The organism is Sporomusa sphaeroides DSM 2875 (assembly GCF_001941975.2).
GTDB lineage: Bacteria > Bacillota > Negativicutes > Sporomusales > Sporomusaceae > Sporomusa > Sporomusa sphaeroides.
The window spans coordinates 4710713-4736026 of record NZ_CP146991.1; the positions used below are offsets into that span (position 1 = coordinate 4710713).

Sequence of the window (25314 nt, forward strand, 5' to 3'; positions counted from 1 at the left end):
AAAATTCGACATTGTAAATGGCGACTGGACAGTCTCTTAATAAAATACTCACCTTTTCCAGCTAATTGCAATAGACTATACCAAGAACGTAAAGGGGGTATTATGTTGGCTTCTTATGACAAAATCATTAAGCACATTGTGGAAAAATTTCAAGTTGCGCTTGCACCGCTGGAGCGAATAGCAAAAAACCAGGAAATTATCATTGCCCAAAACAAGCAGGTTATTGAACTGCTGGGACAACTAAACAACGGCCGCCTGCCTGACAGCGAGCCGGAATCTGATCTAAGCGATTGCCCTGGCGACAGCACCGGCAGCGCCGAAAGTGAAGCATAGCTTTGTGCTTATTGCCTCAGCTTCTCGTATAATAACAAAAATCAGGATACACTAACACCGGAGGTGGTAGTGTGAAGGCTGACAAATCTGACCAGCAGAGCTTTACGGAAAAATTCGAAGTAATCAAGCCGGTAAAACAAAAAGACGGTCCCTGGGAATACGAGCAGCCGCTCAAGCCCCGGCCCAAGGTATTTGAGGACAATCATCCGGCAGAGTAATGGCTGGCATAAAAAAGCAGACCAGGCTATGGAATAGTAACCTGGTCTGCTTTTTCTTTTTCAGCTTGACATTATCGGCTAACTATGAGAAATTCAAAGTAAAAGCCTAAAGGGAGGATTATACAATCGAAAACCAGCTGCAGTTAGAACAACATTGCGCTCCCTGCAAGGGGACCGGAAAAATCGGCAAAGAATCCTGCCCGGCCTGCCAAGGCAAGGGAGCTGTTCTTACCGAGGAGGGTAAGAAGGTTCTCAATTACCTGCGGAACTCTATCAGAGCCTCAGAACATTGAAGCATCACATAAAAACACGGCCACTACGGGCCGTGTTTTTATGTTACTTGCTGCATACCGGATGCAGCCACAGGCAAAGAACCTACTTAAAAATGGCTGAAATCGAAGTACACATAGTATAAAGGATTAGCAATGCTGTAAAAATTACCAGCGGATGATTGCTAAAGCGAATCAAGAGCAAAGATCACCTCACATCTTCCAAGTTAGTCTATAGTATTCCCAAACTGGAAGATGTTAATTCCGATTTTAACGCCGGTTTAGCAATTCCCGGGCGAAAGCCACTACTTTATTTGTTACCGCCACATCACCCATACCAAAGATATGAATTCCGTCTACTTGCCGGTATATCTGGCAGATAAACTCGCAGGCTATCTCAAAGCCGGTCTTGCCTTGTTCCATCTCAGTGAGGATATGCGCAGGAACCGTCACGCCGGCAACATTTTTATTAACGAATTCCGCCATCTTCAGGCTTTTTAACGGCATTAACCCTAACAATACCGGTTTACCCAGGCTTTTGGCCTTATCGATAAACCTGCCGGCCTGCTCCGGGTCATATACCGGCTGAGTCTGGAAAAAATCAGCCCCGGCACTTATTTTTCTTTGCATATTGGCTGTTTCTGCCGCCAAATTGGCTGCGCCCGGCGTAGCTGTCGCCGCCACGGCAAATTGTGTCTGCCCGGTAAAAGCTTCGCCATTGGCATCTTTCCCCTGATTAAAGTTTTTTATCAGTTCAATCAGTTTGGCCGTATTATAATCATAGACCGCAGCGGACTGATACGGTCCATGCTGCGGGCCGTCACCGGTTGTCGGCAGCATATAGCGAATGCCCAATGCATGGGCTCCCAGCAAATCAGCCTGAGTTCCCAGCAAGCTGCGGTCCCGGCAGGTAAAATGGGGAATGGTTTCCACCCCGGCGACCTGTTTAATGATGGCTGCCGCCATCACCGAATTCATTCGCAGCCTGCCGTTAGGGCAGTCATGAATATTAATGGCATCCACCCCGTCATACTCTTTGAGCTTGGCAATACTCCCCTCAATATCTGTGCCGTTAATACCGCCCAGTTCGGTAGTAAAAACAAAAGATTTACCCAGCTTGTCAATCAATGTCATTTTTCATCCTCCCAAACCGCTCCTGCGCTCTTGTCCATTACAGTTTATACACATTTTACCAGGACTGCCTATGGGTGTCAATCAACCCCCTGTTGCACGAATATGTGCGGTTTCGGATATACTACCTTACAGTACCCTGATACCAACGGAGGCACACATGGATAACAAACAACGAAATTTTTCTACAGGATTCTTTTTACTGGCGCTGGTATTCACTTGGCTATTTAATGATTATGTCTACAAGCCATATGTTATGCGGGAAACCGAAGTCAGCTACCATGTCTTTCTCCAAAACTTAGCTGAAAATAAGATTGATCAGGTTATTTTGACAGGCGACCGCATTATCTTCTCGCTTAAAACTACTGATACTCAAAAAGAAGCTGTTGCTAACGTAGTGCCGGTCAACGACCCTGACCTGATTGACCGGCTAATTAAGTCAGGGGTGGCATTTTCCGCACAAGCCCCGGCTAAAAGTTTATTTTCCTCGCTATTCGGCTGGATTCTCCCCTTATTGCCATTACTGCTGATTTGGTACTTCATTTTCAAACGTATGAGCGGCGCGGGTCCGAACGCCATGTCGCTGGGAAAAAGCAAAGCCCACGAAATTGAAGGGGAAATGATTGGTGTCAAGTTTGCTGATGTCGGTGGTGTTGGCGAGGCGGAAGTCGAGCTGCGTGAAATTATCGAATACCTGACCATGCCTGAGAAGTTTACCCGTATTGGTGCCAAACTTCCCAAAGGCGTTCTGCTGGCAGGTCCGCCCGGAACCGGCAAAACCCTGCTCGCCAAGGCAACCGCCGGTGAAGCCGGCGTCCCGTTCTTCTTTCTTACCGGCTCCAGTTTTGTCGAAATGTTTGTTGGCGTTGGTGCGGCAAGAGTGCGCGACCTTTTTCAACAGGCTCAGAAAAAAGCCCCCTGCATCATCTTCATTGATGAGATCGATGCTATTGGACAAGCCCGTACCAGTATTGGCAAAGTTGGCACTAACAGCGAACAGGAAAATACGCTCAATCAATTGCTGGCAGAAATGGATGGTTTTAAAGCTAATTCCGGCGTGGTCATCATGGCGGCTACCAACCGTCCCGAAATTCTCGACCCCGCCTTAGTACGGCCGGGACGTTTTGACCGGCAGATTCAGGTAACCCTGCCCACCGAACCAGGCCGCCTGGAGATCCTTACCATCCATACGCGCGATATGCCGCTGGGCAATGATGTCCAGTTGGAACGACTGGCTAAAGTGACTGCCGGTTTCTCCGGCGCTGAATTGGCTAATATCGCCAACGAGGCTTCCCTGCTTGCCATCAGGCGTGGTTCCAACATCATTGCTATGAGCGATTTTGACTTAGCCATTGAACGGGTGGTAGCCGGCTTACAGCGAAAAACGCCCCTCTCTCAGGATATTCGCAAAAAAGTGGCTTATCACGAAGTAGGCCATGCCCTTACGGCCTATTATCTTGCCGGAACAGATCCTGTGCACAAAATCAGTATTATTCCCACCTCAAAAGGAGCTCTCGGGTATACCATGCAGATGCCGGAAGAAGACCGCTATCTTATCGGCGAAAATGAGTTACGGTCACGGCTGGCAGTAATGCTTGGCGGCCGGGCGGCCGAGCTTATCATTTTTCATGAAGCCTCTACCGGGGCGGCTAATGACCTGGAACGCGCCACAGAAATGGCCCGGCGAATGGTCACTGAGTTCGGTATGTCCCCCAGGCTGGGTCCTGTCCGGTATGCCACCACGGCAGGCAGCTATTTACAGAGCGGGGCTACAGGCCGCAGCGATTTAAGCCCTGCAACCATTGCCGAAATAGATGAGGAAATTCGCCTCTTGTTGAATGAAGCGCAGGCAACAGCAAGCAAACTCCTGACCGAACACATGGAAGTTCTGCATCAGGTTTCCCTGTTTCTGCAGCAGGAAGAGGTTATTTCCGGCGCTCAGCTTACCCGGATTGTAAAGGAAATGTCAACTAACCCATAGCGGGTAGTGTTTTTTCACAAATGCTGGGCAATTTCTGTGCGGTAAGTGAGCATTGCGGGACTTTCTTGATCTCTGTAACCATTCGCCGGCAGTCACTCTGTCAGTGAAGCCTGCTGCCAGAACAAAAGGGTGTCGCAAATCGCGTTTTTTAAAATGCTTTTTGCGACACAGATACACTTTCACCACAAATAATAAATACTCAGATTTATTATAATTTAGTATCAGTAACGCTAAACTCAATTGATCCCCCACATAATTTTGCAGCAATATTTTTTGCGCATATTCGACTTACAGAAGCAATAGCTTCTTTTGTATAAACCCCTATGTGTGGCGTAATTATAAAATTATCTAGTGTCAATAGTGGACTTTCTGCATGAATGGGTTCTACAGCACATACATCAACTGCCGCCCCAGCTAAATGACCTGATGCAAGAGCCTCATACAAAGCATATTCATCGATAATTTCACCTTTGGCGGTATTGATTAAGTAACTTCCTTTTTTCATTTTTGAAATTGCACTATGGGAAATTAACTGATTGGTATTTGGGGTAAGAGGTAAATGAAGTGATACAAAATCGCTACATTGTAGCACTTCGTGCAGCCCACAAAGTTTGACATGACTATATTCATAAGAAAGTTCATTTACATAAAGATCATAGGCTAAAACCTTCATATCAAATCCTTTGGCTCTTTTTGCCATATTTTTTCCTATTGACCCAAATCCCAATAAGCCAAGTGTTTTCCCATAAATATCTGTTCCTGTAGCCGTTTTCCATTGTCCCATATGTATAATTTTATTTGTATAGGCAATTTGTCTTGCAATTGTTAGGAGTAAACCAAAAGCCAAATCAGCAACTGGATTGGCGTTAACTCCCGGAGCATTTGTCACAGTAATCCCCATTTCCTGTGCTGTTTTTATTGGAATATTATCAATTTCTGCTCCATGTTTGCATATTATTTTGAGTTTATTACAACGCCTCATGATGTCACTGGTGAACTCGTGTGCCCCAATGATTAAGGCATCGTATTGCTCAATGCAACGTTCGAATTCACTTGCTTGTATATAATCTACATGAATGTTAGCGGCCTTTAATATATTGACCGCTTCTGACCCTACAGTTCCAAATGATCTTGAAGTTACTAATACATTCCAATTCATAATTCATCTCCATTACTGACATTTTTACTTATGCAAAGCAATATGTCTCCTATTCTTCATACCACTTAACCAAAGATTTGTTTCCAGAAACAGATACGACTAATACAGTCTTAACATCAATGCCTGTCGCAGCTTTGATCCGTTGAATTCCACCATACTCTTCTTTTGCTGCAACAGCAACTACATCGACTATTTCTGCACCTGCTTTTCGAATTGCATCAATTAACGCAATCATGGTGCCCCCCGTACTAATCATATCATCTACAATAACAACCCGGTCTCCAGCTTCAACTCCATTCAAAAAGATCTGTCCGTCTGTATATTCACATGAAAAATCAACTACAATCTGCCCTCGCAATCCCGAAGGATACCAACGAGCAAGCCCAAAGGGAAGGCCAGTTAATAATGAGACAACAGCAACTAAGACCGCTCCTTTTTCTTCTTCACCTACGATTTTATTAACATCATTAAGTTTTAAGAGTTCTACTACCTTTTCAGCTGCTTGTTTCAACAGGGCAGGCGTTGTAGCAGGTATTTGTTCTGTTAATTCGTTAATAATAAAGTTCTTACCATTAATATTTAGCAAGTCACAATTATCGAAGGACTTTTTCAACATTTCCCAGTTTCCCCCAATCTATTCCAAAGTTTGTTCCATACTATGATCAGCCCTCAAACAGAGACAACTTTGAATCGCCATTCATATTTTGTTTAACCAAGCAAAACAGGATAATCCGGAAGAGAAATAACGAGAGTACCGTTTCTTATGGTGGGTTTTATAACTGTACAGATCAACGCCAGGTGTGTTTTCACTTTTTTCTATCGGTTTTTATGCTTTTCGATTTGACCAATAAGTGCCTTTTCTTGGGGCTAATATATATCCATATCTGCATTTCTTACATTTTCTACAAAAGCTCTCATTAAATTTATATCTTTAATACCCGGAGCCGTCTCTATACCGCTACTAACGTCAACAGCATACGGACGAACAATCGAAACTGCTTGTGCAATATTAGATGCATTCAACCCACCAGCCAGAATAATAGGTTTATCTACGTTCTGTTTAGATAAAACCTTCCAATCAAAACACTTTCCTGATCCACCCTGCAGATGTGAATCATAACTGTCAAATAAATAAGCACAAGCCTTAGAGTCGATATGGAACGATAAGTTATCTGTGCCAAGTGCCACTCTATACACTATAATAATCGGAATATTCAAATTGATAGTGCAATTACTGATCCAACTTTTCTGCAGTTGCACGATATCAAATTTGCGATATTCGGAAATTTTATCTATGTAGCTGACAGGTTCGTTTACAAAAACACCTATGGTTGTTACCATAGGTGGCAGATGAGAAATAATATCACGAACAACTTCTGGTTCTGCCCTGCGCGGACTCTCTGACATAATAAATCCAAGTGCATCAACACCCAACTTTATTGCATCCAGTGCAGTTTGTAAGGTTCTTATTCCACAAAACTTTATTCTTGTCCTCAAGTCATAACCTCCTGTAGCTTCGAAAACAATGTAGATACCTTTCCGCTTACAATGGTCTCTTTTGCAATATTCACCCCATCTTGAATGGTTTTTGCTGCGCCACATATGTATAACGCCGCAGCAGATGTTGGCAGAATAGCTTGCATTCTTTCCGGGGATTCATTTTTTATAATGCTATAAAATATACTCGCATTTTCTTCGGGGGATCCACCTTCTAAATATAAACTGGCAATAGGTTCAAGGCCAAAATCACTAGGACAAACGTTATATCGGCGTAGTACACCGTCTTTATATTCCAACACTTTTGATTTCCCACAAGGGCTTAATTCATCAATGTTTTCTATACCATGCACCAACAAAAATGCTTCTCGCCCTTGCTCTATCAAAATTTCTGCCATAGTGTCCATCTTCCTTTGATCAGATACTCCGACAATCTGATAAGGTACACAGGCTGGGTTAAATAAAGGTCCGATAATATTGAACGCTGTACTAACTGCTAAGCTTGCACGCATATCTGCCAGAAATGATGGATGACAATGATAGCTCTTAGTTACAAAAAATGTAATCCCAAACTGATCATATAACATTTTTGCAAAAGAGTGTGAAGAAAGCTTTTGTGTGTTCAGCCCCAATGCATTAAGCAAATCAATACTTCCTGAACTACTTGAAATTTTGTTGCTGCCGTGTTTACAAACACGGCAGCCTGCTGCTGCTAGAATAAATGCTACAGTTGTTGAAATATTGAATGTAGGTTTACCGCCCCCTGTTCCACCGATATCTATCGCCCCTGTAACATTCAGCGATATAGTTTTCATTTTGCGCCTGATTACCCGGGATAACCCTAAAAGCTCATCTTTGGTTTCACCTCGATTTTTTAAAACAGCCAAAATGGCGCAAAACTGATATGCTGATTTTGGATGTTCCCACAAATACTCAAACAAAAACTCTGCTTCTATTACAGAAAGGAAACCGTTGTCTTCAATTACTTTTTTGACAAGCCGAATAGGATTGAGTTTCTTACAGGTTAAAGTGTCTGATAACATAGTCAACACTCTCATTATTATGAACAATCGAACGCAAGGCTTTAATCATAGCTACAGGATCTTTGGCCTGCACTACGTTCCTGCCTAGAACTACGCCGGACGCACCAGCATCAATTGCACCCTTCACCATATCCAAACTTTCTTTAATTGAACTGGTTTTAGGTCCGCCAGCAATCATGATCGGAACTGGACACCCCTCAATAACTTTTGCATAACTTGCTGCGTCTCCAGAATAATCCGTTTTTATAGCGTCGGCACCGATTTCTGCAGCCATTCTTGTATGTAAAGCAATTAATTTTGCATCCAGTTCCCGACCATTTGCTCTTTGTGCATTACCCCTAGCCATGGGCTCCATAATGTGTGGAATGCCGACACGCGCTGCCGCTCTACACACCTCGGCATTTTTAGCAATTTCTAATGCCTCCACATGTGAATCCTGATAGCCGATAAACATAAATGTAAGAACTGCATCGGCACCTAAAGCCAATGCTGACTCAACGTCACTGATTAATATATTGCGTCCTTCCTCAAAGTTCAGTTCATCTTTCGCCCGAAATGTGTTTGTCCAGTCCAACCGTAAAATAATTGCCGGGGCATTATCTACACATAATAGATCGCTACAAATGCGCGCAATACCAGGAGAGATCAATACTGCATCAGCGCCGCCCTCGATTATTTTTTCCATTGTTTCTCTGGGCTTAATATTACCGAGCATAGGTCCGTCATCAAGTCCATGGTCAAATGCAATGGAAACACTTCTCTGCGTAGACTTCTTAATAATCTTTGATAACCTAATTGCCTTTCCACATTGTGCACTCATTTTTTCCCTCCATTATTTATTCTAAATTTCTTGTCAATCCCATTTTCTTTATGAATGGGGCTGGATTACTATTTTTATACTCGTCCCATTTTTCATTTCCAGAATAGCATCCTTTAAATTTTGCAAAGGCATCCGTTTGGAGATCAGTGGGCGAACATTTACTTTTCCAGAAGAAATGAGTCGCAATGCAGTAGTATTTTGCTTTGGGGTTGAAGAAAAACTACCATACACACTCAGTTCTTTATAATGAAGTAGATTTGCGTTGATAGTATTCATTGGGCTAGTTTTAGGCAGTCCTCCAAAGTTACAAATACGCCCCCTCGGCCCAGCTAACTCTAAGGCTTTTGCCTGTGCATCTCCACTGCCACAAGCTACAATAACAACATTAGCCCCCATCCCGCCGAACTTACGCTGAATCACCTCCAGGGGATCTTGTTGTGAAGAGTTAAATATGTGGTCGGCGTCAAATGCACCTGCAATTTCTAAACGTTTATCATCGACATCATATGCAATTACCTGCGTGGCACCACGCACTCGGGCGATCTGCATATGCATACAGCCTATCGCCCCTGTACCAATTACAACTACGCGATCCTCCAAACCCACATTTAAAATCTCCTGGGCATTTAGAACACAGGCTAACGGTTCTGTCAAACAAGCATCATCAAAATTAACATGATCGGCAATTGCATTGATAACACCCTGCTGAATAGCTAGAGGACTGACAGCCATATACTCTGCATATCCACCTGGGAACTCAAAGCCATGTGCCTGCATATTGGAGCACATCGTATGATTGCCAGAATAACAATTATAGCAATACCCGCAGGGGATGGCAGCCCCAATGGTAATACGCTGTCCTATAGGCAGCATATTTTTTGAACGGTTTTCAATTACTTCGCCAACCGTTTCATGTCCGATAATCCATGGCGGTTTTATCATAGAGTTTCCATGATAATACGTACGCACATCAGAACCACATACAGAACATCCATGTATTTTTACGAGCATTCCACCTTCCGGCACGTCAGGATCTGCAACTGTTTGCACCTTGATTTGTTCAATCCCTTCATACACTGCAGCTTTCATTTTGACCTCCTTAACACCTTTGAAATTTGCCAAACTTAAAAGCTCATTACAGTTAGTGATACATCATGTCGAATAAGTATGGCAATATTCTTCATATCCTTTCATATAAATCTTGAACAGAAATTACTTTTCCATAAATATAATCAATATTTTTTAATGCTTCACAATGGGCATCTTCGGATGTACCTGCTACGCATTCTTGCGGAACCAAAACACGATAGTTGTACTGCTGCGCATCTTGTGCAGTAGCCCGTATACAGACATCTGTAGCAACTCCGGTTAATACCAAAGTATTCACATTTAAACCCCGCAACAGCAAGTCCAGATCGGTAGCAAAAAAAGCACTATACCGTCTTTTTTTTATGATGTAGTCATTGTCTTCCGGCAAGAGCATAAGGAAAAATTGTTCGCCACCAGAACCTTCAATACAGTGTTCGGGTTCTTCGTAAGCAAGTTCTAATCCAAAATCGACTTTTTGTTTTCTATGAATTTCTTGCGTATAAATAACCGGCCTATTGTGTTTTCGAAATTCACCAGCTAGTCGCTGAATATTGTTAACGATGTGTAAACCGTTATGACATTGTATTGGCGCGTCTACTAACAAGAAATCATTTTGCATGTCAATGACCATAAGCGCAGCATGCGCAAAGTCAAATTCAGCATTTGCGTTTCTATAAGCCATCCCTTACACCTGCTTCTGTTTAGTTTTAGTTTTTGGTTACAACAAGAAAAATACTTGATTCATCAACCTCTGTAACCTCATATACAAAACCTGAAGCCTTCCCAAATCTGTCCATATCTTCTGGCGAATGCGTTGTTGCACGAAAACCATCTTCACATATGATGATTCCATCCTTAGTCTTCACTGTATCGATTTTGCCTAACAAACCTTTTTCTGATTGCTCCTGAAACCATGTAAGGCGATGATCCCAAAACTTGGCACTATAGCTGCTAAAAAAAGCTCTGCCCCCATTTGGAAGTAAATCCATGACCTTTTTTATAAATTCAACAGGCACTACCTTCATCGCTGACAAGGCATTTTGCAAACACAGTACCACGTCGAATAATTCTTGAAACTGGAGATTATGTGCGTCCATAACCATTAGATGTGCATTAGGCGTATCATTTAAATATTCTTTACCAAAATCCACATTGTCTTTTGAGATATCAATACCAACTATTGATTGACAGCTAGGTGCTAATTCTTTAACAATGCGTCCATATCCGGCACCTAGTTCCAATACACGTTCTGTTCCTTGCAAATAATTTCTAACAAAATTAATTTCTGCTGCTAAATACTGCCTTACTCTTGAATATTCTGTTTCATAAACCTGATACAGTTTTTGGGCATTTAGACTTTGAGCATAATAATTTTCCTTCACACTAAATTCCCCCTCTTTATACAGTTCATGTTTACTGTTTATTTGTATTATTATGACTATATTTGTTACTTTAAAATATCCACGTCTAATTATTGTCAAAAAAAGAACTGTGTTGAATTAGACTCCAACACAGTTCTTTTTTGACTAAACCAATTGTCCTAGAAACTTAGTGCGATCGCACCCAATCTTGCAATTGCTGGAGCTTCACCCCAATTATTGAAAATGGTTCGTATCTGCTCATAATACTCCTGGGTTGACAACGTCAAATAATCGCCAAAAGCATCAGCTACAACCGGATTTTTGTCCATAACCTGTCTGATTTCTATTTTGGTTGTAAGCACCAATCCTTTTTGGTAATTATCATGATACATGTCCAGCGATTCATCGGCTTTATTTAAGTACATACGGCCTTCATGGCAACGTTTTTCCCGAACACCAATTATGGCCAGAACGCAATAAAGGATACAATAGCTCCGGGAACACCAATAGCCGCGATTATCACCAAAGCCATCTCCTACTGCGAGAGCTTCAATCATATATTGGTGTGCTTTATCAAAATCACCCAGTATAAATGCCGCATAACCGGCATTTACATAAAACACGGCTACTCCTTCACTGCTTCTTTTGTGTCCGGCAAATTTGACGGCCTGCTCATAATAGGTAAGAGCTTCCTCTAAATTATGAGCGGCCCGCCGTAGATTGCCAATATAATTGTATGCTGCTGCAATATTAAGGCTATAACGGTTATTGTGCATGGCCAACTTTTTAAACATGCCGATTGACTGGCGGTAGTATCGCTCTGCCTGTTCCGGTTCGTGGCGCAAGGCAGCGGCAATTCCCATGAAACGCAGTGCCATCGCCTTTTTTTCCGTTAAATTAGCCTCTTCAGCTATTTGTAAAAGTTTTTCAGCATACTTTTTAACAATGCTGGGCTTGTTAACCTGAATACCGAAAAAAACCATCTGCTGACAACCTTTGAGTAAGTAATCCTGAATTCCTTTGACTGAAGCCAAACGCAGCAATTGATGAATCATTTTTATCCCCAGTAAATGTTCACCACTCCAAATATAATGACGGCCCATCATTTCCCAATAAGCTATTTTGTATAAAGCCAACTGCTCATCATCGGCATTCTCTGTCGCCATTATCTGCAGCAATTCTTCGATTTTTTCTAAATAGCCAATTGTTTGACGGTGGCTTTCTTTGACTCCAGCGTAGCCGGCGGGATAATATTCCGTTAACTCCGGGAACAACTCATACTGGGGACAGAAGTATTTTTCAGCTAGCTTCACCGTATATTCAAGAACTTTAATTTTTTCATCTGCTTGTGTATAGTGGTATAAAATAGCTTCATATATATCTTTAGTTTGTGAGCCGCTTTGGACTTGCCTCTCCAACTCTAATCCCACACATTTATGCAGCAATTCCCGCCTTGGTGATGACAATTGTTTGTACACAAAGCTCTGAATCTGCAAATTATAAAATTTAAACCTACGCCCTTGCTGCCCTGAATTACCTGTCTTTACTATCAGTTTTTTCTTAGTTAATTCCTCAATAGACTCAACCAATTCAAATTCATCCATTTTAGATATATTTAACAATTCAGTATAGCCGGAATCTTTGAAAAATATTGATGCTACTTCCAGTACTTTTCGGGCATTTATAGAAAGATTGCCAATGCGTTCCTTCAGCACTCCCTGCATCCGGAGAGAACCACCGTTCAATTCTTGTCCTGCCTCCAGTAAGTTCATGCATTCCATCAAAAACAGCGCATTACCACCGGTATAATCATAAAGTTTGTGCTGCAGTTCGGAATTGGCCGTATCTGCAGGTAAGCTTACCGCCATCAACTCAGCTACCTCTTCCAAGTTAAAGCGCTCAATTATCATTTTTTCAATAAATTCATCCCGTTCAAAATTCCATAAATTTTTTTCTATCCGGCTTACATGCTCAGTATGACATGTCGCAATACAAAGAAATTCACCACCGTGAATACGTAAAACCTGGTGCAGTACCGAAAATCCCTGGCTGTCCATCCAGTGAATGTCATCAATGACAATAATAATGCGCTGGTGCTTTGCCAGTTTGCCTAAAACACCACACATGATCTCCTCAACCATAGTTGGGTTGAATTCATATGCCACCATAAAAGATTCCCTGTTATCTATGGTATCACCGGTTTCCGTTGCCGGAAAAATGTAAGATATTACTTTATGCCATAATGGCGGAATCACAATTTTATTTTTACGCAACAGGTTCATGATCTGTAAAAAAATACTACTCCATGATTTATAAGAATAACCTGATTCCGCTTGATAGCATTGAGTCCATAAAACACAGAAATTCTCTCTCGGTGTGTTTTCAAACAAGTGCTTTATTATGGTTGTTTTCCCGACCCCTTCTTCACCCTGCAGCAGCACCATCTGCTTATAGCGACGATTCAAACAAAAATTATCAATAACTCTGCATAAAACCTGTACTTCCTTATCTCTGCCAAAAAACCAGCATTTAGGAAATTCCGGCACCTTGGTTTTGACAACTCTTTTTTCCTTTACTCTATTATAGATTTCCTGAGTTTTAGCGCTTAGTTGCAAATTAAGTTCTTCCGCAAATTTTTTTTTCAATTCATAATAAATGGCAAGTACTTTATAAAATGCCCCTTCACTCTCATAAATTCTCATCAACACACGATAAGCACTTTCATTATACTCATCAATTTTAATCAAGTAATTTATATATTGCTTTGCCGCAACATAATCTTTGTCCTGCATAGAATTGACTATACTCTTAGTAAGACATCCCGTTATCTTTTCTTTAAATTTCCCCCGTTCTAAGATAACCCATTCATCAAAACCCTCTGTATCCTTACAGTAAAAACCCTCCAAAAAATCTCCATGATATATACTTAGAAAGGATTTTAACTCCAGTTTATTAAGCAACTCCACCTCAGTAGTTTGAATGAGGTTCGGATTAACCGAAATGGTTGTTCTCGTTGGTGTAATTAACAACTCAGGCGACAGCATTTTCTTAATTAAATAGATTGTATTTCGCAGATTTTTCTTAGCTGCCGTATCCTCCATTTCACCCCAAAACAATGTTGCTAGTTTTTCTCTCGTTGTTTCACCTGTAACTAACAAGTAATATAGCATCGCTTCCATTTTTGCAAATGGGAAAATGACCTTATTGGCATTCCAGTATATAGCTGGGGTACCAAACATTACTGCACGCAATTTGCTCATAAACTCCTCCAATAGAAATTATATCCAAGGTTATTTAATGAACAGTTCGGAAGCATTCAAAATTTTCACCAAAATTACAAAAATACGATGTTTTTTTACTAAAACAATATAAAGGTGCAAACTATTGTTGTTGCAAAATCTACCTTTATTTTACACTGAACTACATTATAAATTCAATAATATTTGTCCATCTCTGTATAAATTGCAACAATCTGGCATAAGGAAAACACCGCTCACGCCGGTCCTGGTGAAAGACGAAATCATGCCACCCTGGTCTGCTTGAAAGTTATACTTTCTACCAAGATAAAAGAATGGCTGGCATTGGAATAATCCCGTGCCAGCCATTCGCTATAACCCTACCGCTTGCCGGCAAGGCTCTGCGCCTGGGTATTCATCTGGTATTCAATCAGTTCCTGATACTGTCTGCCGATATCCGAAACCGGCTTAACAAATACCTCGGAGGGTTGTCCCTCTTCCACAATACTCCCTTTATCCATCAGCACAATCCTGTCAGCCACCCTGAGGGCAAAGGTCAATTCATGGGTCACCACAATCATGGTGCTGGCGCGGTAGCGGGCCAACTCCTCCATCACCACCAACACTTCCCGCACCAGTATCGGGTCAAGTGAGGCCGTAGGCTCATCCCACAGCATAAGCTCCGGCTCATAGGCCAACGCTCTGGCAATACCCACCCGCTGCTGCTGACCGCCTGACAGTTGATCCGGCCTATGGGCAAGATGATTTTCCAAGCCCACCTTCGTCAGTGCCTCGGTTGCCTTGCACTCTGCCGTCTCCCGGTCTGTCCCGCCCATAACCAGGCCCAGCATAACGTTTTCCAGGGTAGTTAACCGTCCGATGAGATTAAAATGCTGAAAAACAAAGCCGATGCGTTTGCGCACATCCCGCAGTTCATCCGGCTCCATTGCCAGGATATTGGCGCCATTGAGCATAACCCGGCCGCGGCTGGGTTCCACCAGCCGGTTTATGGTTCTGATGGTTGTCGACTTGCCACAGCCTGACGGCCCCATCAACACAACGGTTTCCCCCAGCTTAACCGTAAGGTTAAAATCATTAACAGCCACTAAGCTGCCAAATTGCTTGTATAGATTTTGGATGACAAGCATAACACTCCACCTGACCTATCTAAATTTCATTTTTCGCCTGTTCAGTGTTTGCAGCAATCCCGGGCGGCTGTTGGGAATAACAATTTCCCGCATCACTTCATCAAAGGATAGTCCCAGCGCCTCACCGGCAATAACCTCATCGGTCGCCAGGGGACTGATTTTTTCCGCATTATTAGCGATCAGCCACCCCAACGCCGCCCCGAGAAACGGTACCCCCACCCATGGCAGATACGGAATTCCCCCGCCTGATAAGACAAACATCGCGGTAAGCAGCAGCGCCCCAATACCCATGCCATAGAGACATTCCGGTGCGGTAAAGGTATTTTGTATGCTTTGGGCCAACCTTCTCCACCCTTTGGTTTTCAGCGTCTTGCCAACGGTCCGCTGCCGGCGGATGACGCTCATAATGGCAGTATGATCCAGTGCCAGAAAAAGAATTACGGCAATCAGGGAGATCATGCCTGCCAATATGGCTTTAACCTGCGACAGGATCATCATGACTTCCGCCCGGGGGTCTGGTTCAATGACGCCCAGCGCCGAGGTGTATAACGATAAATTGCTGTGTCCCACCACATTATAAATAACAGGTGCCACAAAATCCGGTGTGATGCTGCTTTTGGTTAATAGCTGCAGCCGCTGGCTGGGAATGACCTGCCCGGCAATAAATTGGTCCAGCAGTTTGATAGACTGGCTGATCTCCTCATCCTTCAGGTTAGGAACGGCGGCCCCAAGATACTGCAATTGGGCGGCGACAAGCGGTGTATCGAAGGCCTGCAATTGCGCCAGGCGGCCATTAATATCATTGAGCGTCTGCCGGGTGCCGCTCACATCAAAACTGCGCAGACTGGTGACAGTGTTGTTGCCGTTGGTAACAATACCGTCAATAGCCGACTGTGCCTGCCGGGCAGTGGCCGACACATTTTCCAGGGCGCTCAACCCTGCCTGAAGATTAGCCAGATTCTGCTGGGTTACCGTCAGTTCGTTAATAGAAGAGGCGACATCGGCATTAAGCAGCCGGGCAACCTGTAGAGTATTGAGCACAGAGCCTATGGCCCGCGAAGAATTCGTCACCTGCGACTGGATGCCGCCGGTATTGAGATTGGCCAAACCGCTGGTCGCCGCCTCAATCGTTGTGCCGGCATTGCCTAAACTGGCCAGCGTCTGCTCGATAGCCGTCAGACTTGTCCCGTAATTATCCAGCGTCTTATTGGCAATACTCGTCATATTCTGCGCATCCTGAGCAATACCCGGAATTTGCTCAACCACACCGGCTGTCTCGTGCAAAGCATTCCCCAACGCCGCGCGCGGGTTATGAAAACTGGCCGTTCCCACCAGCTCGCCAATTGCATTATTTATTACCGCATACCCCTGGGTATTAGACATTTCCATAGGGTTACCCTGAATCACCATGCCGTCTGCTGAACCATCGTCCTTGACGGCTGTTACCTGTACTAAAACATTGTCCGGTTCAGGGGCGGTACCCGGACTGGGTGCATTGGCCGCCGTTCCCTGAAAAACAATAACATCACCGGCAGTAACCCTTACTCCGGCTGCCGGCGTAAGGGCAGCCTTAGTGATAAAAGCAGTTAAAAAACGTTTTAACTCAATCATCGTACTGGTGAGATAGACCATTTCATTGTTTTTGCTGTCAACCGACACACTTTCAGCATAACCGGCAGCCTTTTCCGCCCGGACGGCATCGGCCAGCTGCTCCCCCAAACGGATGGCATTCTCAGGCTCACTGCCGACCGGAAAAGCAATATCAATAATATGATATTGGGCAAACAGTTTTTCAATTTCGGCATTTACATAGGACGATTGTTCCAGTGACTTGATGATCACCGTAACCGAACCACCGTCCCGAAAGGCAAACAACACGCCGTCAATTTGCATGATTTGTTCAATAACCAGCTGCCTTGCTCCCTCAGGCACAGCCCTGACGGTGATCCGCGGCTCGGTCATAATGCTAATACCCGAACGCCCGGGAACACTGCCAAAAATACTATCCATGGTCTCATACGCTTGCTTGGTTTTATATTCTGCCGGCAACCCCACAAAAAAGCTGGTCAAGCCGGTTAAGGTCGGCCCTTCTTTTAAGGTAGCACCGGGAAAAACCTGCCCAATCACTTTTTCAATCTGGGTTCTGCCGGCTTCTTTCATTTCCTCCCGGACGTTAATCAGCAAATCAAATTCACCATATTCACCAACAAGCGTGGATATGGTCTCAGAAAAATAGGAATTTGCCGCCATGGCCACAATACCTGCCAGCAAGGAGCCGATTGCCACACTGATAATGATGAGTATGACCACATCCCGGTTAAATGAATTTAAAAAGAAGGTGCGCATAATTGCTTTACGAGTTTTCGCCAGCGTATTCGCCATTATTGTCCCCCTTGTCTGCCTAGTGCTGTTAACCATTCTATAGTATCTCCGCCTAACGGAGATATTACCAATAAAGAACGCCTTGCCGGGAGTTGGTTTTTGCTTGAAAATTTGGTATCATAATACTGTATAGCTACCCTTGGCTTCCGCAGTAACCGCAAGTAAGGAGGCAGTATTCCTAATGTGCAGACAGTCTTTCCTGCTAAAATGCAAAACAATCCTGCTGGTTGTTTTGTTTACCGCAACAACCCTGTTATCCGCTCCGGCAACGGCTCATGCTTCCATTGCAAGTATCTTGCTGGGCGGTGTTGTGCAGTATACTTATCTAAAGAAGACCTTAACCAATATGCACTATAATGAAAATGATAAAATACTGAACAATTTCAAAAAAGAATATGGAGTTAACCACGACGAGGTTGCCAACCGCCAGCTTGACTCGGTAATGACCAGACTGCTGGCAAGCATTGACCCCCAGGGAAAAATAAAACCGCCGTTCTCCTGGTTTGTCAACAATCAAACCAGCTTTAACGCGTTTTGCGGCTTAGGCAACACGGTCAGCGTCAATATCGGCTTATTTCAGGAGCTCAATTACAATGAAGATGAACTGGCTTTTGTATTGGCGCATGAACTTACCCACGGCTTACAACAGCATTCCCTAAAGTCACTCCCCAAGGTTGTGTCCCTGTCTGTCGCCCAGGCTCTGTACCAGGAAAAAAACCCCAACGCAGCCTCGGCAATAACCACCACCATCATTAGCCGCCAGCTCATCGCCAACCATACAACCATGCCGCAGGAAAGAGAAGCTGATGCCAACTCGTTTACCTACGCAGTCAACGCCGGCTATAATCCCGGTGCCGGCGCGGCGATCTGGGCAAGAATCTCCGCCAAAAACGGCGGCAAAACGCGCAGTACCTTTGAGAATATCATAAATCCGAACGACCATCCGACAAACCAGGAAAGAGTCAATTCCTTCAGCGAACGGCTGACAGAGTATAGTCATAAAAAAGTACGTGTTAAGCAAAATACCGTGTTTGTGAACGACAAACCCTGGGTTACGCCCCTGGCCGCTAACGGCTTGCTTGCCGAAGAACGAGCCTATTTTATCGCCGGCAGCCTTGCTACCGTATTTCACGAAATCCCGGCAGGGAAACCCTGTATTGTAAAGAACGGCAGCCTTACCATGAACGGAAAAGCAATCATGGACCCCATACATACAGAAAAAAGCCCGGCAGAGCTTGCCGAGCAGTTAAATCGAATTTTAGGCTTCTAATAGATAAAGAGAACACGGTTTGCCCAAGCCTGTGGCGAAGGTGGAAGCCGATGTTGATCCTGCTTTTAAGAAAGTTATACTTTCTGTTGGGATCAAAAAGGCCATCCGGTTCAGTTTTGCTGAATCGGATGGCTAAATTTATGTATTACCTACCTGCGACCCATCTGCATAATTTCGTAGACGGCTCTTCTATGACGCTCAATCTCTTTTTTCTGACGTTCATGCCATTGTTTCGTAGACTCAAACGGATGGCGCTTCATTATTTTTTCATGGCGCTTATTCTCCTCTTTTAGTCTGCGCTCTTTTTCTTTTTTCAACTCCCGCTGATGGTGATCATTCCGATACTCAGCCCGGTGTTCATAACGCTGTGGTTTGTGCTTGGGTGCGGCTGCGTCGGCGGCAGGGGCAAACAGACCGACTTGCAGTAAGCCCAGCAGGGAACATACGATTACTTTTTTGGCTACGCTTTTTATGGAAACCACTTCCTTTCCATGTATATCGGATCCATAATTAATAATAAACTCCAAAATTTAGAATACTTTTAGAAACAGGTTATGTTATCCAAATAAGCAAGCAATGCTTGCTGTTAAAATAAATAAGCCCGCCAGCCAGAGCTAACGGGTAAGCTTGTATGCAGAATTACCGGCAGAGCCGGATCTGGGATACTTCACATCTGGTAACTTCAATCTCCTTGTTTTTATAGGCAAGGTTAGCAATAAGGTATGCTGAAATATTTACTACGTGCCGTAAGGCTTTCATAGTATCATCGCCCTTTCTAGTAATGAAGTTAATACTACTATTATATAAGAAATAAACCGTATCGTCGATGGAATGTCAAGGAAAACTGCCGCCTAAAAAAGTCCCCGGCAACCTCGTTGCCGGGTAAAGGAGAAGTGTTTATAATAGGAGGATTTTATGTCAACAGAAAGGCATTTCCTTTCTGGCGCTTCCGTTTGTCTATGTTCACATTATAGATTCCTATTTTTATAATTTCTTTAGAAAAGGCTGGTAAAATAAAATCCGCTCACCAGGAGTAACCCGGTAAACGGCGTTATAATTTTTCTTTTTTTATCATATGATTTTAGAGTTATTTCTTGGGAGGCGAATTTTATGAGAAGTCTTTTTATCAGAAAACCGCCTAAACTGCTTTCGATAGCAACCGTATTGCTTATCAGCTTTTTTGCATGGATCAATGTACTTCAGCAATGGTATGAAATAGAATTAGCCGCCATTCCTAACCAACCGACAGCAGCACCTAAAGGCAGCATTTCTATTCATATCAAAATACCCTCCCGTATCTTAGAAGTCCATGAAAACAATAAAGTATACAAAACCTACCGGGTTGCTGTAGGCAAAGGTGAAACTCCGACACCGGTCGGAGAATGGGTAATCATTTGGAAATCCTATCGGGCCGGTGATATTTTCGGCACCCGCTTCCTCGCACTTAACGTCCCTTGGGGAGGTTATGGCATCCATGGGACTAATCAACCCTGGAGCATTGGCAATTACGCCAGCCATGGGTGCATTCGCATGCGGAATAAGGATGTCGAAGAACTGTATGAATGGATTCCCATTGGTACACCGGTGACGATCGAAAATCACCCCATCTCCATCCAGCGCCAGTTAAAAGTGAGTTTAATGGGGCCTGATGTTGTAAAACTGCAACTCAAACTAAGAAATCTCGGCTACCTGGAAGAAAGGGCGGACGGCTTTTTTAACAAAGAAACCGAAATTGCCGTTAAGCGGTTCCAACATGATCATGGCCTTAAGACCACAGGCATTGTTGATAGAAAGACGCTTGATTTATTGGGGCTTTAATTCTTCGATTGCTGCCGCCGCCTTTTGCAGGTTTGGGTGAGAAGCTGCAATAATTTACTATATTATATTTTGAATTTGTAGATTGCCGTTTGTAATTCCTCCGCCATTTTGGCAAGGTTTTGGCTGCTTGCGGCAATTTCCTCCGTGGACGCCGATTGCTCTTCGGTCGCCGCAGACACTGTCTGTGTTTGCCCTGCCATGTTCCTGCTGACATCATCAATGTCCTTCATGGCAGAAACTATTTGCTGGCTTCCTATTCCTACCTGTTGAATACTTGCCGAAATCTCCTGCCTTTGGGCCGATAACTCACCGACGAGTGTTGCAATTTGATTAAAAGATTGTCCGGCAGTATTAACAACTTTAGTGCCAAGCTTTACCTCCCTGGTTCCTTCACTCATGGATAAAACAGCCTGGTCTGTGTCTGTTTGGATTTCCTGAATCAGGCCGGCTATCCGTTTAGCTGCCTCCTGGGATTGCTCTGCCAGCTTACGGACCTCCTCGGCGACAACAGTGAAACCCCGGCCTTGCTCTCCCGCACGGGCCGCTTCAATGGCGGCATTAAGTGCCAACAGGTTGGTTTGTCCGGCAATACCTGATATGGTATCTACAATCTGTCCGATTTCCTTCGAGCGCTCGCCTAATTTAGTAACAACATTGGCCGAATGGGTTACCGTTTCTTCAATGTGTTCCATTTGGTCGATTGCCGTATCAATGGCTTTAATTCCTTCCTCCGCGGCTTCCGCGGTTTTAACGGAAGTATTTTCGACTTCGGTATTATTTGCCACAAACTGCTGAATGTTTTTAGATATCTGCTCAACCGAGGACGCCTCATAGCAAAGAAGAACGACAGGGGCGTAACGCCGCCGATAAAGCCTTAAAAATTGCTCAAGCAATTTTAAGGAAACCCTAAACCTGGGACAAGGAACCTGTCCCCTCGTCCCACTTTTTTCTCCGGACTTTTTGAAGTTCGGGGATTTTTTTATGCAAAAAGGGGCCATCGCACTTAGTGCGATGCCCCTTTGGATTGCGCCGGTTCAGTGATACGCGGCTTGCCAGAACCGGATTTTATATTTTTCCGGATTATTTCACCAGTTTTGCATATAACGCCTGCAGTTCAGGTGAGGGACGAAGGCCGAGTTCCTCGCGAAACACCACTTCGGTCTTTTGATACTGCCTGACAAGCGCTTTGCGGTTGCCCTGTCCGTAGTAAGCTTTGATCAGCATGGCTTGGACTTCTTCGTTGAAGGGGTCCGCTGCCTCCATAATCTGCAAGCGCTCTAGCGCCACGGCATACAAGCGGGCATCCAGATAATACCGTGCAAGGGTTATTTCGATTTCAGCATACAGATTTCTAAATTTTTCCCGTCCGTAAAACAGCCACGGATAGTCCATTCCCTCCAGATAGTCGCCACGGTAAAGGGCCGCTGCCTGCTTAAGGCAGTGCACTTTTTCCTCTATGGCAATATCCTGGTACAGGCCGGCTGCCGCCAGTTCCTGAAATTCCCGGATGTCGCTGCTAAAGCCGGCCGATTGCAGAGCATAACGTTTGCCGCTGTAGGCAAGCATATCGGGACAGTTGGACTTTTTCAGCAGTTTGCGTAAACGATGCAGCGTGACATGAAAAATATTGGCGGCATTTTCCGCATCCATATCCGGCCATAAATCTTCCTGGATCTGTTCCCGGCTGACCGGCTCTCCTTTGTGCAGCAGGTAGGCCAGTAAATCCTGTGTCTTGGCTGTGCGCCAGCCGGTTTTGCCAAGCTCGGTATCCTGGACAAAAACGGTAAACCGCCCCAGCATATTGACTTGCAGCGAAACAGAGAAAACCCCCGGGGTATTGTCCTCTTGAGCCGCGGGAATGCCCAGACGCTGAGCCGCCAGGCGCGCCGACTGGCGGACTGCCATGTCCGTGTCCTTGACCAGAGCGGTTATCACCGTAGCGGCATGAACCCCGAGAATTTCCGCCAGTGGGGCAATGACCCGGGAACGGACCTTCGGATCATGATGCTTGGCCAGACAAGTGAGGAGAGGTACAGCCTTTTCCAGCTTGCGGGCCAGAATACGTTGGATAAATGCAACTTCCACGCCGTTTTCCAGGCCCAGTTGCAGCACCGGCTGCAGCAGCTCATAATGTGTCAGGAAAACATTTAAGAAGTTATGCCTGGCAGCCAATTCCAACACTTTTTCCGTATACGCCCGTGCTGTCTCCGCCTTCCCTTCACTGACGGCCAGCCAGGCCTGGAACGCATAGCCATAACACTGTCCGCGCATAAAGCCATACTGGTCAAACCGATTGACTGCTGTGGACAACATCTCCTTGCCCTGTTGCAGCTCCCCGGTATGGATGAAACTCAGTGAACCCAGCAACAGACAGACATCTTGGGCGAGTACGTAATACGGTCCCACTTCAGCCAACGCTTCCACAGCTTTTTCCCGCGCCTCAATCCACCGCCCCTGCAGACCCAGACATTCGGACCAAAGAGCTAAGCTCAAAGCCGAATAAATATGATCACCATTATTTTCCCTGACAAATTCCACAGATCGCTTGCAGTATTCTTCCGCCAAGGTCCATTCGCCCCGGCTGCAATAAATACTGGACAACTGCCCGTAAGCAGAAGGGAGGGCATCGGTCAGATCAAAATTTTCTTTAATTGCCACATTGCGTTTTGCATAATCGAGAGCCTTTTCCCACTCTCCCCAATCCAGATAAATAAAGGCAATATAATCCTGCATGTGGTAGCTGGGCATAAACCATTCCGGCAGGCGCTCGGTTGTCTTGTTGTACATCCGCAGTGCCCGGGGATAATCACCCTGCATCCAGTAAACATGACCCAAACCTTCCAGGATATGCGCTTTGGCATATTTATCATTACGCCGTTTTGCCGCTGCAAAGGCGCTGACCAGAACAGCTTCCGCCTCACGGAAGTGTCCTGTATACAACAGGCACGAGGATCTTTCCAGCGGCAAATCGACACGCGTGTTATCTGCTAACGGCAATTGGTGAAGCACTTGTTCCAACAAGGCAAGACTTTCAGCAAACCGGCCCCGGCACCGCAACACCCGGGCCTGAAGCAGCCGGGTTTCTGTCAGACCTTGTTGGCTGCCGCTGTCTAAAAAAAACGGCGCCGCCTTGTTTAGCCATTTTTCAGCTTCGTCCAATCGTCCTTGAAACATTTCCACTCTGGCGCGATAAAGACTTAACCAAGGGTCATCCGTCAAATCAGTCTCTCCCAGGGTGGTTAACCAACGGGACATGGTTTGCCAACGCCCTTGCGTAAGAGCTTGCCTGGCAGCTTCTGCCAATATGGCTTTTAATTCGTCCTGGGCACCGGCAGCCCGGAAGTATTCCGCAGCCAGGCTTAGCTCACCGCATTCCCGGGCCATGATGCCTGCCTGCCGCTGCCAGAATTGCCGTTCGTTGCCCAATTGGTCCAGCAAAAATTCCCGAAATAGCTGATGATAACGATAAGCGTTGCCCGAATCGGCTAAAGGGACCAGAAACAGATTCTGTTTTTCCAGCAGCTCCAGCATCTGCCGGGAATCCTGCCGCGCCAGCAGCCTATCGCAAGCCGCTGCCGTAACGGTTTCCAAAACAGCAGTCTTTTTAAGAAAATCCACCACCTTGTCCGGCTGGCGGGACATAACCTGGGCCGCCAGATATTCATATGTCTCAGTATTACTGCCCCCCGGGAAAAGAGAAGGAGAATCCACGCAGCTTAAATCGGCCAGAAACTTTACGGCCGCCGGCCAGCCTTCGACCTTACGTTCCAGCAATTCCAGGTCCTCACAGGCAAATCGCGATCCCCTCCCGATCAGATATACCCGCAATTCCTCGCCGCTGAAACGCAATTCCCCGGCTCTTACGGTTTTTACAAACCCGGAAGCCTTGAGTTGGCTTAGGTCAAGCGGCGGTATCGTGCGGCTGGCAATCATGACATGAACATGTTCGGGCAGATGATTCAGCAGTTCCTCCAAAAAACGATGTACAAACAAAGCGGTAATTTCATGGTAATCATCCAAAGCCAATACGATGGGGACCTGTTCCCAACGGTATAATTCGTTGACAAAAGCGGTTAAGAGCAGGCGCAGGCGGCCTTCAAAATCACCGGCAAACAGCGGCAGCACCTGCTGACCGAATCCGGGAAGCTGCCTGGCGATGCCGGCCGTTAAATAACGCAAAAAGACAGCCGGATCGTTGTCATGGGCATCCAGCTGATACCAGACCAGCGTCCGGCCAGCCGTATCCGCAAGTTGGAGCATTGTCGTTGTTTTGCCGTAACCAGCCGGAGCTGTCAACAGAACAAACTGCTGACCGCCGCCGGCGATTTTTTTTATTAATCCGGATCTCTCAATAGTGCCACTTCCACGGCGGGGCGGCATCAGTTTTAGGAGTAGTAAATCAGACATGATACCCCTCCAGAACCTAGATTTTCCCGGGATTACCTAAGGAGCTCATATAAATGTATTTTTTTGACTTTTGTTAATAAAATCCTGCTCTTTTTTGCGGGATTGTTAAGTTTTTGGTAAGAGGCCACTTGTTAGAATTAACCTACAGAATG

At 45.0% G+C, this 25314-nt stretch carries 20 protein-coding genes and 1 pseudogene; 6 read left to right on the forward strand and 15 right to left on the reverse strand.

What is annotated here, in order from left to right:
* Positions 1 to 102 precede the first annotated feature (102 nt).
* The 3 genes from SPSPH_RS21720 to SPSPH_RS23610 all read left to right on the forward strand — a co-directional run bounded on the left by SPSPH_RS21720 (position 103) and on the right by SPSPH_RS23610 (position 844).
* On the forward strand, positions 103 to 333 hold the full coding sequence (locus SPSPH_RS21720; RefSeq protein ID WP_075756270.1) for a hypothetical protein: 231 nt from the start codon (positions 103 to 105) through the stop codon (positions 331 to 333).
* A 71-nt stretch (positions 334 to 404) separates the two neighbouring features.
* Positions 405 to 551 carry a hypothetical protein gene (locus SPSPH_RS21725; RefSeq protein WP_158027079.1) on the forward strand — a complete coding sequence of 49 codons (147 nt, stop codon included), beginning with the start codon at positions 405 to 407 and terminating at the stop codon, positions 549 to 551.
* A gap of 137 nt (positions 552 to 688) precedes the next feature.
* A complete protein-coding gene (locus SPSPH_RS23610) occupies positions 689 to 844 on the forward strand; it encodes a hypothetical protein (protein WP_422397038.1) in 156 nt (51 codons plus the stop codon).
* A gap of 246 nt (positions 845 to 1090) precedes the next feature.
* Here the strand turns inward: SPSPH_RS23610 and SPSPH_RS21730 are convergent, their stop codons facing one another.
* The gene (locus SPSPH_RS21730; RefSeq protein ID WP_075756271.1) at positions 1091 to 1954 is read right to left on the reverse strand and encodes a methylenetetrahydrofolate reductase; all 864 of its coding nucleotides are present in this window, start codon (positions 1952 to 1954) and stop codon (positions 1091 to 1093) included.
* Between the two features lie 157 nt (positions 1955 to 2111).
* Between SPSPH_RS21730 and ftsH the strand changes: the two genes are divergently transcribed.
* On the forward strand, positions 2112 to 3932 hold the full coding sequence (ftsH, locus tag SPSPH_RS21735; RefSeq protein ID WP_075756272.1) for an ATP-dependent zinc metalloprotease FtsH: 1821 nt from the start codon (positions 2112 to 2114) through the stop codon (positions 3930 to 3932).
* A gap of 208 nt (positions 3933 to 4140) precedes the next feature.
* Here the strand turns inward: ftsH and SPSPH_RS21740 are convergent, their stop codons facing one another.
* From SPSPH_RS21740 to SPSPH_RS21790, 11 genes are all read right to left on the reverse strand, one after another.
* The gene (locus SPSPH_RS21740; protein ID WP_075756273.1) at positions 4141 to 5091 is read right to left on the reverse strand and encodes a phosphoglycerate dehydrogenase; all 951 of its coding nucleotides are present in this window, start codon (positions 5089 to 5091) and stop codon (positions 4141 to 4143) included.
* A 49-nt stretch (positions 5092 to 5140) separates the two neighbouring features.
* Positions 5141 to 5707, reverse strand: a complete 567-nt coding sequence (locus SPSPH_RS21745) for a phosphoribosyltransferase family protein (protein WP_075756274.1) — start codon at positions 5705 to 5707, stop codon at positions 5141 to 5143.
* A 251-nt stretch (positions 5708 to 5958) separates the two neighbouring features.
* Complete coding sequence (locus SPSPH_RS21750) at positions 5959 to 6588, reverse strand: phosphoribosylanthranilate isomerase (RefSeq protein WP_075756275.1); 630 nt, start codon at positions 6586 to 6588, stop codon at positions 5959 to 5961.
* On the reverse strand, positions 6585 to 7631 hold the full coding sequence (gene trpD / locus SPSPH_RS21755; RefSeq protein ID WP_075756276.1) for an anthranilate phosphoribosyltransferase: 1047 nt from the start codon (positions 7629 to 7631) through the stop codon (positions 6585 to 6587). The genes SPSPH_RS21750 and trpD overlap by 4 nt, the downstream gene beginning before the upstream one ends.
* Positions 7606 to 8451 (reverse strand): class I fructose-bisphosphate aldolase, encoded by an 846-nt coding sequence (locus tag SPSPH_RS21760; protein ID WP_075756277.1) that lies wholly within the window; start codon positions 8449 to 8451, stop codon positions 7606 to 7608. The genes trpD and SPSPH_RS21760 overlap by 26 nt, the downstream gene beginning before the upstream one ends.
* 48 nt (positions 8452 to 8499) lie before the next feature.
* Entirely contained in the window at positions 8500 to 9540 is a 1041-nt protein-coding gene (locus SPSPH_RS21765; RefSeq protein WP_075756278.1) for a zinc-binding dehydrogenase, read from the reverse strand.
* 91 nt (positions 9541 to 9631) lie between these two features.
* Positions 9632 to 10222, reverse strand: coding sequence for a cysteine hydrolase family protein (locus SPSPH_RS21770; RefSeq protein WP_075756279.1), 591 nt, complete (start codon positions 10220 to 10222; stop codon positions 9632 to 9634).
* A 25-nt stretch (positions 10223 to 10247) separates the two neighbouring features.
* Positions 10248 to 10922: a class I SAM-dependent methyltransferase gene (locus tag SPSPH_RS21775; protein WP_075756280.1), complete on the reverse strand. Its 675-nt coding sequence runs from the start codon at positions 10920 to 10922 to the stop codon at positions 10248 to 10250.
* Between the two features lie 158 nt (positions 10923 to 11080).
* A complete protein-coding gene (locus SPSPH_RS21780) occupies positions 11081 to 14161 on the reverse strand; it encodes an AAA family ATPase (RefSeq protein WP_075756281.1) in 3081 nt (1026 codons plus the stop codon).
* Positions 14162 to 14517: 356 nt separating this feature from the next.
* Positions 14518 to 15285, reverse strand: a complete 768-nt coding sequence (locus SPSPH_RS21785; RefSeq protein WP_075756282.1) for an amino acid ABC transporter ATP-binding protein — start codon at positions 15283 to 15285, stop codon at positions 14518 to 14520.
* Positions 15286 to 15300: 15 nt separating this feature from the next.
* Positions 15301 to 17667 carry a hypothetical protein gene (locus tag SPSPH_RS21790; RefSeq protein WP_075756283.1) on the reverse strand — a complete coding sequence of 789 codons (2367 nt, stop codon included), beginning with the start codon at positions 17665 to 17667 and terminating at the stop codon, positions 15301 to 15303.
* 181 nt (positions 17668 to 17848) lie between these two features.
* Between SPSPH_RS21790 and SPSPH_RS21795 the strand changes: the two genes are divergently transcribed.
* The gene (locus tag SPSPH_RS21795) at positions 17849 to 18937 is read left to right on the forward strand and encodes a M48 family metallopeptidase (protein ID WP_075756284.1); all 1089 of its coding nucleotides are present in this window, start codon (positions 17849 to 17851) and stop codon (positions 18935 to 18937) included.
* Between the two features lie 149 nt (positions 18938 to 19086).
* Here the strand turns inward: SPSPH_RS21795 and SPSPH_RS21800 are convergent, their stop codons facing one another.
* A complete protein-coding gene (locus SPSPH_RS21800; RefSeq protein ID WP_143558991.1) occupies positions 19087 to 19419 on the reverse strand; it encodes a hypothetical protein in 333 nt (110 codons plus the stop codon).
* Between the two features lie 628 nt (positions 19420 to 20047).
* Here SPSPH_RS21800 and SPSPH_RS21805 point away from each other — a divergent pair.
* Positions 20048 to 20755 (forward strand): L,D-transpeptidase family protein, encoded by a 708-nt coding sequence (locus SPSPH_RS21805; protein ID WP_075756285.1) that lies wholly within the window; start codon positions 20048 to 20050, stop codon positions 20753 to 20755.
* Between the two features lie 62 nt (positions 20756 to 20817).
* Here the strand turns inward: SPSPH_RS21805 and SPSPH_RS21810 are convergent.
* Both SPSPH_RS21810 and SPSPH_RS21815 read right to left on the reverse strand, forming a co-directional pair.
* Positions 20818 to 21576: pseudogene (locus SPSPH_RS21810) on the reverse strand (methyl-accepting chemotaxis protein); the annotation flags it as partial.
* 259 nt (positions 21577 to 21835) lie between these two features.
* Entirely contained in the window at positions 21836 to 25162 is a 3327-nt protein-coding gene (locus SPSPH_RS21815) for a tetratricopeptide repeat protein (protein ID WP_075756287.1), read from the reverse strand.
* Positions 25163 to 25314 lie beyond the last annotated feature (152 nt).